The organism is Xanthomonas arboricola (assembly GCF_003353015.1).
Lineage (GTDB): Bacteria > Pseudomonadota > Gammaproteobacteria > Xanthomonadales > Xanthomonadaceae > Xanthomonas > Xanthomonas arboricola_E.
This window is the reverse complement of record NZ_QREM01000009.1, coordinates 1,420,505-1,436,416: the sequence shown is the minus strand read 5'-3', so window position 1 is coordinate 1,436,416 and position 15,912 is coordinate 1,420,505. Positions and strand designations below refer to the sequence as shown.

Genomic DNA, 15,912 nt, shown 5'->3' with positions numbered 1-15,912 from the left:
AGCCCGGCGAGGGGTCCTTAGAAGTCGTAACGCAGGCTGATGCTGGTGGTGCGGCCGGCGATCGAGCGCGCACGGATGATGCCATTGGCCGGGATGCTGGCTTCCTCGGCCTCGGTCAGGCCGAAGGCGTTGAACAGGTTGTTGACGTTGAGCGCGACGGTCAGTGCGTCGGTCACCCGGTAGTCGCCGAACAGGTTCACCTGCGTATAGCCGGGCATCTTCAGCTGGTTGGAATCCTGGGTGTAGGCATCGGTGGTACCGATCAGGTTGACGCCGAACTGGTAGCCGTCGCCGCGATAGCTGGGCGTCAACTGCCACACCACGTCGGCCTGGCGACGCGGCACGTTGCCGGTGTTTGCCGGGGTGATCTGGTCCTTGGAAATCTCCGCATCGGTCCAGGTCAGGCCGCCGTTGACGGTGAAACCTTCGTAGCGGTAGCTGGCTTCCAGCTCCACGCCGTGCGCCTCGTAGCTGCGGTTGAAGAAGCGCTGGCTGGTGACTTCGAAGTTCTGTTCCTCGGTGCGTGCGGAGAACGCGGTGGCGAACAGGCTCAGCCCGTCGCGGCGCCACTTCAGGCCGGCTTCGGCCTGGCGGACCACGTTGACGCCTTCGTCGGAGGAGACCGAGCCGTCGTCGCGGACCACGCCGAACAGCAGGCGGTCGGCATTGGCGCGTGCGCCGCGGCTGATGCGCGCGAATGCGCCCAGGTCGTCGTTGATCAGGTAATTGCTGCCCAACGAATACGACAGGTAGTTCCAGTCGTAATCCACCGGCCGCGCGTTGGCGGTGTCGACCGTGGCCACGCGCTGTTCCACCGGCTGGATCACGCCGTCGCCGTTGACGTCCAGGTTCTGCGCGATCGCGGTGCCGGCATAGTTGCCGCGCGCATCGCCCATGTCGTAACGCAGGCTGCCGTCGATGCTGAACTTGCCGCTGTCGAAGGTCAGTGCCACATACGGTGCGTTGACGTCGTAGCGCACGTCGTAGCTGCGGGTGATGCAGCAATCGCCCCAGAACGGGGTGCCGTACGCGTACAGGCCGTTTTGCGAGCGCGACACGCCGCCGGCATCGACCACGTTGAGCAGGCGCGAATCGCGGCCCAGGGTCTGCACGTAGGAGTTCCAGGTCCAGTCCATGTCGATGGTCTGGCGCGAAGTGTAGTAACCCATGCGCAGGTTGAGGGTGCGGCCGTCGCCGCCGAACTCGCGCGAGACGCTGAGGTCGTTGGTGACGTTGCCCAGGTCGTTGATCGCCACGTTGAACAGATGCGTGCGGATCGCGTTGCCGGTGTAGGCCTGGCCGGCGTCGGGGCCTGTGGCCTGCACCAGTTGCGCGCCGGCGCCGCCGATGGAGGCGGCGAGCGTGGCGGCATCGGTGACCTCGGCCGGGAACGGGCTGACGAAGCGGCCGCTGTTGTCGGCGATGCGGAACTTCTCGCTCAGGTTCCAGCCGTTGCCCAGGTCGAACCAGGCCTCGGCGCCGATGGTGCGCGAGATCGGATGCATGCCGTCGCCCAGGTCGGTGCGGCGCGGCCGGTTGTTGCCGTCCAGGCCGACATCGCTGCGGAAATTGCGGCTGTACAAGGTGTCGTTGCCCGGATCGAAACCGGCAAAGCCGCCCAGGTCCGGCGAGCCGTCGCGGCCACGCACCGAGGTCGGCACCGGCAGATAACCGGCGGCGCGATCGTTGAGGTATTTGCCATAGACACGCACGTAGCCGTTCTCGAACAGGCGGGTGAGGTTGGCCTTGAGCTGGCCGCCCTTGTCGGTGGTGTAGCCGGCATCGCGCACGCCGTCGCCCTGGCGGAAGAAGCCGCCGATGTTGAACTGCCAGTGTTCGGCAAACGGGGCGCCGTAGTTGAAGTCCACGCGGGTGTTGTCGTAATCCAGGCCGCGGCTCACGCCGACGCTGCCGCCTTCGGTGTCGCCGGTCTTGCTGATGAAGTTGATGATGCCGCCGGGCGCATTGCTGGTGAACGTCGAGGCCGAGCCGCCGCGGATGGCTTCGATGCGATCCATCGTGAAATCCGAGCGCAGGAAGATATCGGCGTTACCGAAGGCGATATCGCCGAACTCCATCACCGGCAGGCCGTCCTCCTGCAGCTGCAGGAACTTGGCGCCACCGGAGGCCACCGGCAGGCCACGCACGGCGATGTTGGCGTTGCCCTCGCCACCGCTGGATTCGGAGCGGATGCCGGGAATGTTGCGGAAGATTTCGGCGGTGCTGCGCGGCGCCGACTGTTCGATCGCCTCGGCGCCGACGGTGCTGACCGACACGCTGGATTTCAACTTGGTGGTGGCGGTGGAAGTGCCGGTGACGAACACCGAATCCAGGTTGACCGCGGCGCTGTCGGCGGCCGGCGGCGTGTCGGATGCGGCGGTAGTCGCGTCCTGCGCCAGCGCGGCAGGCGCGCACAGGCAGGAAACGACCGCGCAGGCCAGGGCGTGCAGGCGCAGGGTGTGCAAGGTGGGCATTGCGGTTCTCTCTTTCACGGATGGTGGTAGGCCGACGCCTGCATCGTCCCCTCCCAGGGAGTGGCCGTGTGGCCTGCAGTGCGAGCGCAGTAATACGCCCCAATACAATCGATTGCAATCCTGCAATGCAGCATTGCTTTTGGTTCGGCGAGCTCATGTATCTGTAAGCGAAAGCGTGTTGCGGCGCAGCGTTACAATCGATTGCAAAGACGGCAGGGTACAGTGCGCTGCGGCCACTGGGAGCCGCACCGATGCCCAGGGCTCCGCATGTCGTCGACCGCCACTCCGTTCTCCTTCGCGCGCATCCTGGCGCTCAACGCCGGCTTCTTCGGCGTGCAATACAGTTTCGGCCTGCAACAGAGCAACATGAGCCCGATCTACAACTATCTGGGCGCCGATCACGCCAGCTTGCCGTACCTGTGGCTGGCCGGGCCGATCACCGGGCTGGTGCTGCAGCCGTTCGTCGGTGCGTGGAGCGACCGCTCGGTGACCCGCTGGGGCCGGCGCATGCCGTACATGGTGCTGGGCGCGCTGGTGTGCAGCCTGTGCCTGCTGGCGATGCCGTTCAGCACTGCGCTGTGGATGGCGGTGTGCTTGCTGTGGATCCTGGACGCGGCCAACAACGTGGCGATGGAGCCATACCGCGCCCTGGTCAGCGATGTGCTGGCGCCACCGCAGCGGCCGCTGGGGTATCTGACCCAAAGCGCGTTCACCGGGCTTGCGCAGACGCTGGCCTATCTGACCCCGCCGTTGCTGGTGTGGATGGGCATGAACCAGGACGCCGCCAATGCGCACCACATTCCCTACGTCACCATCGCCGCGTTCGTGATCGGTGCGGGGTTCTCTGCGGCCTCGATCCTGCTCACCGCGCGCAGTGTGCGCGAGCCGGCGATCGCGCCGGCAGAGATCGCGCGGATGCGCCAGACCGGTGCCGGGCTGGGCGCCACCGTGCGCGAAATCTACACCGCCCTGCGCGCGATGCCGCCGACCATGCGCCAGCTCGCGCCGGTGATGCTGTTCCAGTGGTATGCGATTTTCTGCTACTGGCAGTACATCGTGTTGTCGCTGTCGACCAGCTTGTTCGGCACCACCGACGCCACCTCGCATGGCTTCCGCGAGGCCGGCCTGGTCAATGGGCAGATCGGTGGGTTCTACAACTTCATCGCGTTCCTGGCCGCGTTTGCGATGGTGCCGGTGGTGCGCCGCATCGGCCCCAAGTACACGCATGCGGCCTGCCTGGTCGCGGCAGGCGTGGGCATGTGGGTGTTGCCCGGCATCCAGGACCGCTGGCTGATGCTGCTGCCGATGGTCGGCATCGGCCTGGCCTGGGCCAGCATGATGGGCAACCCCTACCTGATGCTGGCCGACAGCATTCCGCCCGAGCGCACCGGCGTGTACATGGGGCTGTTCAACCTGTTCATCGTGCTGCCGATGCTGATCCAGATCGTCACCCTGCCGCTGTACTACGCGTGGCTATTGCAGGGCGACCCGCGCAACGTGATCCGCCTGGCCGGCGCGCTGATGCTGGCAGCGGCGGTGGCGATGCTGTGCGTACGCGTCCGCAAGCCCAGGGCCGTGGCGGCCTAGCCGCCGCGGCAGTGCCGTACTGCCACGGCACTAAGAAAAGCAGCGTGGTAGCAGCAACCGATTGCGTGCAACCCGCCGCCGACACGCGCTCCTACGATTCCCGATTCCCGATTCCCGATCCCCAATCCCCAATCCCCAATCCCCATTCCCGGCCTCACGCCGACTCACGCACCACCAGCTTCACCGGCATCTCCACCGACTCCACCGCTTCGCCGCCGATCAGCGCCAAGAGCCGGTCCACCAGCAGGCGTGCGGCCAGCCCCAGGTCCTGCCGCACCGTGGTCAACGGTGGCTGGCTGTAGGCGGCCAGCGGAATATCGTCGAAGCCCACCAGCGAGATGTCCTGCGGCACGCGATGCCCGGCTTCGACCAGGGCGCGGATCGCACCGACGGCGATCACGTCGGAGGCGGCGAACAGCCCATCCGGCGGATCGGTCTTCTTGAGCATGGCGCGGGTGAGGCGGTAGGCGTCCTCGCTGAGAAAGTGGCTGCGCGCGTGCAGCCGCGTATCGAAGTCCAGCCCGTGCCGCTGCAGCGCGTGGCGATAGCCGGCAAAGCGCGGCGCAACCTCGGGCAACTGGTCATCGCCCAGGAAGGCAATGCGGCGACGGCCGCTGGCGATCAGATGGTCGGTGGCCAGCGCGCCGCCCTGGAAATTGTCGCTGCCCACGCTGATGTACGACTGCCCGTCGATGCGGCTGCCCCACACCGCCATCGGCAGGCCATCGCGTGCGGCTTCGTCCAGCGCGGCATGCTCGGAGCTTTGCCCCAGCACGATCACGCCATCGGAGCGGCTGCCGCGTGCGAGTTGTTCCACCCATCCGTCCTGATGCCGGTCCAGCTTGGACAGCAGCATGCTGTAGCCGCGCCCGGTCAGTTCCTCGGCCAGCAGTGCCAGCATCGTCATCATGAAGGGATCCGACAGCGGCTGGTCCAGCGCATGCATCATCGGCACTGCCACGCTCACCGTATTGGAGCGTTTGGCGCGCAGGCTGCGCGCGATCGGATCGACCTGGTAGCCCGCATCGGCGGCAATCTGCTTGATGTAGGCACGCGTCCGCTCGGCCACCACCGGGCTGCCGGCCAGGGCGCGCGACACGGTGGATTCGGACACCCCCGCCATGCGGGCGATGTCGGCCATCTGCGGGCGGGCACCCGGCGTGGCGCGTTCTGAAGGTTTGGCCATGTCAGCGCAGTGCGGAAAAACCCGAGTGTAATCAGTTCGCGCTGGAGACGGGTTGATCGACGCAGTGGCGGTCGCTTGTGCGTGCTGGTCAGGCGCCATCACCCACCTGCATGCAAGCGCAGGGCAGGCGCGGCGTGCATGACAGCGGCCACGACGAGCGTGAGCCTGCTGGGTGGTGAGCCGCAGATCATCGATGCTGCAGATCAGTGCTGTTTGGAGCGGTGATGCTTAAAGTGGTGATGCTTAGAGCAGTGAAGCTTAGAGCAGTGAAGCTTCAGCGCGACCATGAGAGCGACGGCGCTCAGCGCCTGGCGACGTGGCCGGCGTTGGGAACCGGCACGCACCACCCGCAGGCCGGCGCGTGCGCGCTGTCGGCACTCCCCTGAAGATCGCTCGCCGTCTTCCCGGCGTTTCTCAGCCCATGTACAGGCCACCGTTGACCGCGTAATCGGCACCGGTCACGTAGGCGGCTTCATCGGAGGCGAGCCAGGCGCACAGCCCGGCGACTTCGGCCGGCTTGCCGAGCCGGCGGATCGGCACCGAGGTGGCCAGGCGGTCGAGCACGTCGGGCGGGAAACTGCTGATCGAGGCGCTGGCGATATAGCCCGGCGAGATGGTGTTGACGGTGACCCCGCGCGAGGCGACTTCCTGCGCCAGCGCACGGCTGAAGCCATGCATCGCCGCCTTGGCGGTGGCGAAATTGATCTGCCCGATCTGGCCCTTGTGCGCACTGACCGAGCCGATGTTGACGATGCGTCCCCAACCACGCGACGTCATGCCGTCGACCACCTGCTTGGTGATGTTGAACAGCGAGTGCAGGTTGCTGGCGATCACCGCATTCCAGTCGTCGCGGCTCATCTGCCGGAACAAGGTGTCGCGGCTGCCGCCGGCGTTGTTGACCAGCACATCGATCTCGCCCACCTCGGCCTTGACCTTGGCAAAGGCGGCCACGGTGGACTCCCAGTCGGCGGCGTTGCCCTCGGAGGCGACGAACTCGAAGCCCTGCTCGCGTTGCTCGCGCAACCAGGAGGTCTTGCGCGGCGAATTGGGCCCGCAACCGGCGACCACGGTATGCCCGCTGCGCGCCAGCTTCTGGCAGATCGCGGTACCCACGCTGCCCATGCCGCTGGTGACGTATGCGATGCGAAGTGTCATTGCTTGAACTCCTTCGGAGTTTGGGATTCGGGATTGGGGATGAGGGGATTCGTAACAGCGGGCATTGGTTCGCTCTGGCTTGGGCGAATCCCCAATCCCGAATGCCGAATCCCGGCGCGCGGCTAGCGCGCCAGCGGAAACAGGCCAAACACCAGCCCGCCGCCAAGCATCAACAGGGAAATCAACACCGCCCACTTCAGCGTGAAGCGTTGATGGTCGGCGAAGTCGACCTTGGCCAGGCCCACCAGCAGGTAGGTCGACGGCACCAGCGGGCTGAGCAGATGCACCGGTTGCCCGGCCAGCGAGGCGCGCGCCATTTCCACCGGGGTGATGCCGTAGTGGCCGGCAGCCTCGGACAGGATCGGCAGCACGCCGAAGTAGAACGCGTCGTTGGACATGAAGAACGTGAACGGCATGCTGACGATCGCGGTGATCACCGCCAGATAGGGGCCCCAGCTGTCCGGGATCACCGCCAGGAAGCTGCGCGACATCGCCTCGACCATGCCGGTGTTGGAGAGGATGCCGGTGAAGATGCCGGCGGCGAAGATCAGCGACACCACCGACAGCACATTGCCGGCGTGATTGACCAGGCGGCGGCGCTGCTCGGCCAGGTTGGGATAGTTGATCATCAGCGCCAGCGCAAAGCCGATCATGAACAGCACCGGCATCGGCAGCACGCCCACCACCAGCGCGGCCATCAGCGCCAGGGTCAGCAGCAGGTTCACCCACAGCAGCTTGGGCCGCTTCATGTCCTCGGTATCTTCCACCCGCGGCAGCGCATCGCTTTCCTCCGGGATGCTGGTGTCCAGCCAGTTGCCGTCGGCCGGCAGGCGCACCACGCCCAGGCGGCGCCGTTCGCGCATGCCCAACAACCAGGCCAGCGCGAGGATGCCGGCGATCGCCATCGCCATCGCCGGCACCAGCGGCACGAACACGTCGGCCGGATCCACATGCAGGGCGGTGGCGGCGCGCGCGGTGGGGCCGCCCCACGGGGTCAGGTTCATCACGCCGCTGGCCAGGATGGTCACGCAGGTGAGATTGAGCGCGTTCATGCCCAGGCGCTGGTACAGCGGCAGCATCGCCGACACGGTGATCATGTAGGTGGTGGAGCCATCGCCGTCGAGCGAGATCAGCATCGCCAGGATCGCCGTGCCCATCACGATCTTCAGCGGATCGCCCTTGACCAGGCGCAGGATGCGGCCGACCAGCGGGTCGAACAGGCCGGCATCGATCATCACCCCGAAGTACAGGATGGCGAACATCAGCATCACCCCGGTGGGCGCGATCTTCTTGATGCCGTCGAGCATCATCTCGTTGATGCCGGTGCCGAAGCCGCCCAGCAGCGCGAACACGATCGGCACCGTGATCAGAGCCACCAGCGGCGACAGCCGCTTGCTCATGATCAGGTACATGAAGGTGATCACCATTCCGAAACCGAGCGCGGTCAGCATGCGGGCAAATCCTTTGAGGCGTGCAGCAGGGGGAGAGTGGAGCGCGCCGCTGCGCAGGACACGCAGTGGCGATGAGGCGGGTGCGGAGTATGTGCGGCGGCTGGGCGCAGCGTCGCGTGCTGCAAAGAGCGCCATGGTCGGTGTGCCGGAGCGGCGGTGACGACAGCGGCGCCACGCTTGCGCTGCGCAGCGCGCCGGCTGGTTCCGGTCGGCTTGACTACTGGTGCGCGCATGCCCGTCATCAGAAGTCGTACTGGAACCGGCCGGTCACCGCCAGCGTGTGATCGACCACCGCATCGACCCTGCGGTCGCGGTTGCGGCTGTCGATCACATTGAGCATCACGCGCAGGTTCGGCTTGAAGTACCAGTTGCCGCCCAGCGTCCACGACTGCGTGCTGGCGTTGATGAAATCGGGCTGGCCATCCAGGTGCTGGTCGCCGCGCATGTAGTCGTAGCGCAGGGCCAGCTCGAATGCACCGGAAGGACGATTGGGCGTGTTGATGCGGCTGAAACGCCCGGTCTTGCGGTCGTAGCCGCGCGACTCGCCGGTGACGAACCAGCTGACCAGGCCGTAGCTGGCCAGCACCTTGGCATGCTGGGAGCCGTCGTCGAGCAGGCCGCCGCTGAATTCGCTCTGCCACGACCATGGACCCAGCACTTCGGCGTATTCCAGCGACCACTTGTCGACATCGGTATCGCGGCCATCGGCAAAGCGTGCCAGGGTGATGCGGCTGTTGTTGGCCAGGTCGTTTTCCGGGCGTGGGCGGATCAGCAGGGGCGCCGCACCGCCGCTACCCGGATGCGAATAGCGCTCGTGCGCCAGCGACACGCCCAGGTGGCGTAGCCGCGCCTCGCCCATCTCCGGTGCGAAGGTCAGCCGGGTGCCGAGCGCGCCGCCCTTGGTGGAGGAGTTGTCGATACTTTCCAGGCTGTAGGCCGCCGTGGACCAGGTCGCATCGGGACGATTGGCCTGCCAGGAGATCGCCTTGCGGTAGATCGGCGCCAGCGTGGTGGCCGCATATCCGCGTTCCAGGAACGGGCCGTAGTTGGAACCGGTGCGGTCGTCCAGCGAGAAGTACTGCTTGAACTGGCCCACGGTCAGCGTGCCGGCGGAAAACTTCTTGGCGATGTAGACATCGCGCGCCAGGATGCCGCGGCTGCCGGACTCGTATTGCAGGCCGGCAAATTCCGCCTCGGCCTTGTAGGTGAAGCCGTAGAACTTGCCCGCCACATCCAGCCACGCGCGGCGGAACTGGGTGTCGTTGCGCTCGGGGGTGCCGCGTTCGTCGTTGTCGAACATGGTGAAGTCCCAGTGCACGCGCCCACCCACCTCGGCGGTGACCGGACCGTCGCCCTCGGCCGCCTGCGCCGCCGGTGCCAGGCACAATGCAGCGCAGGCGGTGAAGACGCGCAGACGCAAGGTGTCGTTGCTCACAGACCCTCCCAGGTACATGTGTGAATCACGTTCAGCGATGCGCCGCACAAGCACACTGCGGCGCGTTGGCGGCAGCCTAGTCCGGCGAAGCTGTCATGGACCTGTCGTGTGGGGCGGGGATTGGGGAGTCGGGATTGGGGATTGGCAAGAGCGAAAGAAGCTTTTGTCTGCGCGGCCTGTTACCTTCCGGCCGCGGCCAACCGCCGTTGCGAATCCCCAATCCCAACTCCCCAATCCCAGCCTCATGCGCCTGCTGCTAGTCGAAGACAACGCCGACCTCGCCGATGCCATCGTGCGGCGCATGCGCCGTAGCGGGCATGCGGTGGATTGGCAGTCCGATGGCCTGGCGGCGGCGAGCGTGCTGCGCTATCAGCGTTTCGACCTGGTGGTGCTGGATATCGGCCTGCCCAAGCTGGATGGCTTGCGCGTGCTGGCCGGGATGCGCGAGCGTGGCGATACCACGCCGGTGCTGATGCTGACCGCGCGCGACGGCATCGAGGACCGCGTGCAGGCGCTGGATGTCGGCGCCGACGACTACCTGGGCAAGCCGTTCGACTTCCGCGAGTTCGAGGCACGTTGCCGCGTGCTGCTGCGACGCAATCGCGGGCAGGCCAGCGAAGTGGTGCAGATCGGCGGGTTCGTGTTCGACAACGCCGCGCACACGCTGGTGCTGGACGGGGTGCCGATCGAGTTGCCCAATCGCGAATACCGCCTGTTCGAGATCCTGATCGGGCGCCTGGGCCAGGTGGTGGGCAAGGACGAGATCGGCAACGGCTTGTTCGGCTTCGACGACGATGCCGGGCCCAATGCGATCGAGCTGTATGTCGGCCGCCTGCGTCGCAAGCTGGCGGGCGCGCCGTTGCGCATCGTCACCGTGCGCGGGGCCGGCTACAAGCTCGAGGAGGCCGACCCGCATGCGCCGGTGGAGCCGGGCCTCGATGGCTGAGCCGCGCATGGTGGCACCGTCGATCCGGCGCACCCTGCTGCTGTACCTGGGCAGCCTGTCGCTGCTGGGCGCGGTGGTGCTGTTCTTTGCCGCGCGCGATTACGGCGAGCGCGCCGCCAACCGCTCCTACGATCACCTGCTGGTGTCCTCGGCGCTGTCGATCATCGACAGCGTGGCGTTGGTCGGCGGCGACTGGCAGGTGGATCTGCCGTACGCCTCGCTGGACCTGCTCGGCATGGCGCCGGAAGACCGCGTGTTCTACCGCGTGTTCGACGCGCAAGGCCGCACCATCACCGGCGAGGACATGCTGCCGCTGCCGGCGCGCGCGCCCGGCGACGAGCGCCCGGTGCTATTCGACGCCGACTACAGCGGCGAGCCGGTGCGCTTTGCGGTGGTGATGCATCGGGTGGCATCGGCCTCCGGGCAGGGCGAGGTGCGCGTGCAGGTGGGCCAGACCCGGCGCGCGCGCGATGCGGTGGCCCGCGATGTAGTGCTCAACGCGCTGGTGGCGATCGGCGTGCTGTCGCTGCTGGCCCTGGGCCTGGTGTGGCTGGGCGTGTATCGCGCCTTGCGCCCGTTGCAGCGCATCGAGCGCGATCTGTCGCGGCGCGAGCCCTCCGACCTGAAACCGCTGAGCGTGCCGGCACCGCAGGAAATGCAGTTGATGGTGACCGCGCTCAACCGCTTCATGGCGCGGCTGTCGTCCAGCAACGAAACCCTGCGCGCCTTCATGGCCGAAGCCGCGCACCAGATGCGCACGCCGCTGGCCGCGTTGCGCGCCCAGGCGCAACTGGCGATGGACGACGACGACCCGCGCGAGATGCAACGCAGCCTGGTGGCGATCGAGCGCAATGCCAGCCACATGAGCCGGCTGCTCAATCAATTGCTCAGCGACGCCAGCGTCATCCATCGCGCCAACCTGCAGCGCTTTGCCACCGTGGATCTGGCCGAAGTCCTGCACCAGGCCCTGCACGAAGCCTTGCCGCGCAGCGACGGCGCACCGCGCGTGCAGCTGGCGATCGACCCGCAGCCGGCGCTGCTGCGCGGCGATGCCTTGCTGCTGCGCGAGGCGCTCAAGAACCTGATCGACAACGCCTGCAAGTACGGCGCCGGGGCGCCGTTGCAGGTGGCGCTCACCAGCGACGGCAGCCATCACGTGCTGACCATCGCCGATCACGGCCCCGGCATTCCCGCTGCCGAAGCCGAGCGCGTGTTCGAGCGGTTCGTCCGCGGGCCGGAGGCACCGGCCGGCGGCGCCGGGCTGGGGCTGGCCATCGTCAAGCGCGTGGTCGAGGCGCACGGCGGGCGCATCGACCTGAGCAACCGCGTCGGCGGCGGGCTGATCGCCTCGTTGCATTTTTCTGGAGGGACACGGTGATGCGCAGGCTGTTGCTGTTGGCGGTGTTGCTGGCACATGGCGCTGCCAGCGCCGCTCCCGGCGACGTGCGGGTGTTTCCCGCGCGCGGCCCGACGCAGGCGCAATTGCGCGTGCAGGGCTCCACCGACCTGGAGGTGTTCGGCGCGGTCATCCAGGACTACCAGCGCCTGCAGCCGGGCACCGAGGTGATCTACGAGGACGTGATCGCCTGGGACATCTACGATCACTACCTGCATCCGGGCAGGGCCACACCAGCCGCCGACATGCTGATCAGTGCCAGCATGGATCTGCAGACCAAGCTGGTCAACGATGGCCACGCGCTGGCGCATCGCTCCGCGCAGACCGAAGCGTTGCCGGCCTGGGCGCAATGGCGGCACGAGGTGTTCGGCATCAGCTACGAGCCGGTGGCGATCGTCTACAACACGCGCAAGCTGGCGGCCGCACGGGTGCCGCGCACGCGCCGGCAGCTGCTGGCCTTGTTGCGCGCGCCCGACGCGCCATTGCGCGGCAAGGTGGGCACCTACGATGTCGAGCGCAGCGGCGTGGGCTATCTGTTCGCCACCCAGGACGGGCAGGTCGGCAGCATCGCCGGCGCGTTGCTGGCCGCGTTGGGGGCCAACCAGGTCAGGCTGGAAGAACGCACCGGCACCTTGCTCGACCGCGTCAGCCGCGGCGAGCTGCTGCTGGCCTACAACGTGCTGGGCTCCTATGCGCAGACGCGGATCGACGCCGGCGCCCCGCTGGGCATCGTGCAGCCGCAGGACTACACGCTGGTGGCCTTGCGCACCGCGGTGATCCCCAGGACCGCACCGCATGCGCCGGAGGCGCGCCGGTTCCTGGATTACCTGCTGTCGCCACGCGGCCAGCAGGTGCTCTCGCGCGAGGCGCGGCTGATGCCGATCCTGCCGGCCGCCGGCGGCCGTGGCGGTTCGGCGCAACCTCCGTTCCGCCCGATCCCGCTCGGCCCGGGCCTGCTGGTGTATCTGGACAAGCTCAAGCGCCGGCAGTTCCTGGATGCCTGGCGCGCCAGCACGCAGCCGCCGCGCCAGGGCGGGCGCTGACGACCTGCCAGGATCGCTGTGCGTCAGCGCGGCGCGGGTTCCGGGCCTTTGCGGGTGCGCGGCCTGGGAGGGCGGTCTCCACGCATACGCCGACTGCCGACAGGCCTGATGCCTGCGCAGCGGGTGGGCGATGGACGCCCGGGCGCGGGAAACCGGCACAGCCATGTGCCAGACTTGGCGCATGGCCGATCTCACCATCCTCGTCGCCGACGACCACCCGCTGTTCCGTGCCGCCGTGATCCATGTGCTGCAGCAGACCCTGCCGCAGGCCGATGTGGTGGAGGCCTCCAGCGCCGCCACGCTGAGCGCGATGCTGCGCTCGCACCCACAGGCCGAGCTGGTGCTGCTGGACCTGGCGATGCCGGGCGCACGCGGCTTCTCGGCGCTGTTGCATGTGCGGGGCGAGCATCCGGACATCCCGGTGGTGGTGATCTCCTCCAACGATCATCCACGCGTGATCCGGCGCGCGCAGCAGTTCGGCGCGGCCGGCTTCATTCCCAAATCCACCCCGGCCGAATCGATCGGCACCGCGGTGGCCAGCGTGCTGGAAGGTGGCACCTGGTTCCCGCCGATGACCGCCGAGCGCTCGGAGGCCGACGCGCAACTGGCCTCCAAGCTGGCCCAGCTCACCCCGCAGCAATTCCGCGTGCTGCTGAGCCTGGCCGATGGCCTGCTCAACAAGCAGATCGCGCACGAGCTGGGGCTGGCCGAAAACACCGTCAAGGTGCACGTCACCGCGATCCTGAAGAAGCTGGACTGCTACAGCCGCACGCAGGCGGCGGTGCTGGTCAAGGCGCTGGAGCCGGAAGGCGAGGGCTGATCGAATCGGGTGATCGCGCCGATTGTTTTCTGTTGCGGTTCGGCGCTGCAGCGCTGGCGCCGTGCGGCGCGTGAGCGTCCAGGCTGCCGGCTGCAGACGTGCAGCCGGCGATCCCGCCACGGCATCAGAAATCCAGCGAATATCCCAGCGTCAACGTGCGGCCACGCCCGGCGAAGTAGCGCAGCGGTTCGACCAGGGCCGATTGCGAGTAGTAGGTGATGTACTGCTTGTCGAACAGGTTGGACACGCCCATGCGCACGGCGCCACGCGGCAACGCGTAGTTGAACGTCGCATCCACCAGCGTGTAGCCGCTGAAGCGCTTGTCGGGCTCGTCGAAGGATTGGCTGAAGGCGTGCTGGGCCTGCACGAAGGAGGAAAACTTGGGCGTCCACTGCGCCGACCACGAGGCGATCACCCGATTGGGCGCCACGTTGAGCCCGTCCAGGCGCGCGTCCAGCTGCCCGTCGTTGTCGCTGTCGTAGCGGCCACGGGTGTAGGCGTAGGACAGGCGCAGCCGATGCGCCGCATCCAGGCGATAGCCCAGGCTGGCGTCCACGCCCTGCACGCGGGTCTTCTCGCGGCTCATCATGAAGGCGCCGTTGATCGGCACCACGCGCGTGCCCAGGTCCGAGTTGGACTGGAAGTAGCTCAGGTCCGCATCGAAGGCGCCGCGCGTGAGGCGGGTGCCCGCTTCCACGCTCTTGGTCAGGATCGGCTCCAGCGTGCTCAGGCTGGCCACGCGCGTGCCCGGCGTGTTGATCGCGCGCAGCACGCGGCCCACGTCCGGCATGCCGAAGCCTTCGGAATAGCTGGTGAAAAAGCTCACGCCCTCGACCGGCGTATAGACCAGGCCGGCGTTGTAGAGGGTCTGGTTGAAATCGAGCGTGCCGCCTTCGACAGCGACGCGGTTGTAGCGCCACAGCGTCTGGTAGCTGTCGATCTCCAACTCGGCGTCTTCGCGGCGCACGCCGGCATGCAGGGTCAGCTCGGGCAGCAGTTTGTAGTCGCCCTGCACGAACAGCGACAGGTTGCGGTAGTCCGATTCGGGCACATAGGTGCGCCCGGTGCCGTAGAGGTCCTGCTTGCCGGTGTCGGCCAGCAGGTCGACGCCGCCGGTGAGCTTGAGCCGGTGGTCGAGCAGGTCGTCCCTGGTCAGGCTGATCTTGCTGCCCCACTTGGAGGCGACCGAACGCGATTGGTCGTACAGCGTGCCGACCGGGGCGATGCGCGGGTCCTGGAACGTGGACGAGTTGTCGGCGCCGAACAGCCCTTCGAATTCCTGGTTGAACACCATCGCGCTCAGCTGCATGCCGGCCAGGTCGTCATGGGTGTAGGACAGGCTGGAAGTCAGCACATCGTTCCAGGGCGCGGTGCCTTGCGGGGTGCCGCGCACCGAGGTGGTGGGCAGGCCCTGCGCACGGTTGCCGGGGATGCCGATGTAGTCGTTGTCGTTCTTGATGCGGTAGCGGTTGACGCTGACGCTCAGGCGTTGCGCGTCGGTGAGCGCGTAACCGAGCTTGGCCAGCACGTCGTAGCCCTTGGACGTCATCAGGTCGCCCTGGGTATTGTCGGCGCCGATCGGCCGGCCCTGTCCGTCCACAGACAGGCCCTGGTCGCTGTAGCTGGCCGAGAACAGGTAATCGAGCCTGTCCGAGCGGCCGTCCACGCGGTAACGGGTCTCGGCGCTGGTGGTTTCCGCGCGCGTTTCGGACGTGGGCGTGGTGGCCTGCACGTCGATGTGCTGGTTCAACGGGCCGTCCTGCGGGCGCCGGGTGATGATGTTGATGGTGCCGCCGGTGGCACCCAGCCCGTTGATGGCATTGGCACCCTGGATCACTTCGATGCGCTCGACCATCGCATAGTCGATGGTGTGCGCCTCGCGCCCGGTGGGGCGGATCGGATTGGACTGCGGCACGCCGTCGATCAGGATCAACGGCGTGCGCCCGCGCAGCGTTTCGCCGCTGCCGTTCATCTTGCCGCGGCTGGGCGTGTACGAGGGAATCAGGTTGGCGAGCACGTCGGAGGAATTGCTGGAGATCGTCAGCTGCTGCTGGATCTGCGCCTTGTCGATGATCAGCACCGTCTGTGGCGACTCGGCCACGGTCATGTTGGAGCGCGAGGCGGCCACCACCACGGTGTCCAGGGTGCCGGTGACGTCCGATTGGGCCGAAGCGGTGGCGGAGGCGAACAGGCAGAGGGTGGCAACGAACGGCATGCCGGCCGATCCATGGGCGGAAAGCTTCATCGAGCAAGAACTCCAGGGCGCTGACGGGGCACGCGACATGCTCCGCGACGCAAAGTCAAATGGGAATCGTTCTCGATAGTGTAACAGGTGCAGTCGCCCGGGTCTCCGGCACGTTGCCGGCCGGGGGCGCGGGTGCCGGCGTTGCGCCAACTTCCACGTGATCGCTCAGCGGCG

The 15,912-nt window shown here is 67.3% G+C and carries 11 protein-coding genes; 5 read left to right on the top strand and 6 right to left on the bottom strand.

The genetic code is table 11. The annotated features are described in order from the left end of the window. Window positions 1–17: 17 nt before the first annotated feature. On the bottom strand, window positions 18–2,474 hold the full coding sequence (locus tag C0541_RS16660) for a TonB-dependent siderophore receptor (RefSeq protein WP_161960109.1): 2,457 nt from the start codon (window positions 2,472–2,474) through the stop codon (window positions 18–20). Between the two features lie 267 nt (window positions 2,475–2,741). Here C0541_RS16660 and C0541_RS16655 point away from each other — a divergent pair, with 267 nt between their 5' ends. Then, window positions 2,742–4,061: an MFS transporter gene (locus C0541_RS16655; protein ID WP_115050010.1), complete on the top strand. Its 1,320-nt coding sequence runs from the start codon at window positions 2,742–2,744 to the stop codon at window positions 4,059–4,061. Window positions 4,062–4,215: 154 nt separating this feature from the next. Here the strand turns inward: C0541_RS16655 and C0541_RS16650 are convergent, their stop codons facing one another. The 4 genes from C0541_RS16650 to C0541_RS16635 all read right to left on the bottom strand — a co-directional run bounded on the left by C0541_RS16650 (window position 4,216) and on the right by C0541_RS16635 (window position 9,288). Beyond that, window positions 4,216–5,247, bottom strand: a complete 1,032-nt coding sequence (locus tag C0541_RS16650; RefSeq protein WP_115050008.1) for a LacI family DNA-binding transcriptional regulator — start codon at window positions 5,245–5,247, stop codon at window positions 4,216–4,218. 414 nt (window positions 5,248–5,661) lie between these two features. Next, window positions 5,662–6,402 (bottom strand): acetoacetyl-CoA reductase, encoded by a 741-nt coding sequence (gene phbB / locus C0541_RS16645; RefSeq protein ID WP_115050006.1) that lies wholly within the window; start codon window positions 6,400–6,402, stop codon window positions 5,662–5,664. Window positions 6,403–6,524: 122 nt separating this feature from the next. Beyond that, complete coding sequence (locus C0541_RS16640; protein WP_115050004.1) at window positions 6,525–7,853, bottom strand: CitMHS family transporter; 1,329 nt, start codon at window positions 7,851–7,853, stop codon at window positions 6,525–6,527. 241 nt (window positions 7,854–8,094) lie between these two features. Next, window positions 8,095–9,288: an OprO/OprP family phosphate-selective porin gene (locus C0541_RS16635; RefSeq protein ID WP_115050002.1), complete on the bottom strand. Its 1,194-nt coding sequence runs from the start codon at window positions 9,286–9,288 to the stop codon at window positions 8,095–8,097. Window positions 9,289–9,532: 244 nt separating this feature from the next. Between C0541_RS16635 and C0541_RS16630 the strand changes: the two genes are divergently transcribed. The 4 genes from C0541_RS16630 to C0541_RS16615 all read left to right on the top strand — a co-directional run bounded on the left by C0541_RS16630 (window position 9,533) and on the right by C0541_RS16615 (window position 13,493). After that, window positions 9,533–10,234 (top strand): response regulator transcription factor, encoded by a 702-nt coding sequence (locus C0541_RS16630; protein WP_115050000.1) that lies wholly within the window; start codon window positions 9,533–9,535, stop codon window positions 10,232–10,234. Beyond that, entirely contained in the window at window positions 10,227–11,612 is a 1,386-nt protein-coding gene (locus C0541_RS16625; protein WP_115049998.1) for a sensor histidine kinase, read from the top strand. Before C0541_RS16630 ends, C0541_RS16625 begins: the two co-directional genes overlap by 8 nt. Beyond that, window positions 11,612–12,673, top strand: a complete 1,062-nt coding sequence (locus tag C0541_RS16620; protein WP_115049996.1) for an ABC transporter substrate-binding protein — start codon at window positions 11,612–11,614, stop codon at window positions 12,671–12,673. The genes C0541_RS16625 and C0541_RS16620 overlap by 1 nt, the downstream gene beginning before the upstream one ends. A 181-nt stretch (window positions 12,674–12,854) precedes the next feature. After that, window positions 12,855–13,493, top strand: a complete 639-nt coding sequence (locus C0541_RS16615; protein WP_024938967.1) for a response regulator — start codon at window positions 12,855–12,857, stop codon at window positions 13,491–13,493. Window positions 13,494–13,617: 124 nt separating this feature from the next. On the opposite strand, the gene C0541_RS16610 is transcribed toward C0541_RS16615, so the two are convergent. After that, entirely contained in the window at window positions 13,618–15,738 is a 2,121-nt protein-coding gene (locus C0541_RS16610) for a TonB-dependent receptor (RefSeq protein ID WP_238601348.1), read from the bottom strand. Window positions 15,739–15,912: the final 174 nt, after the last annotated feature.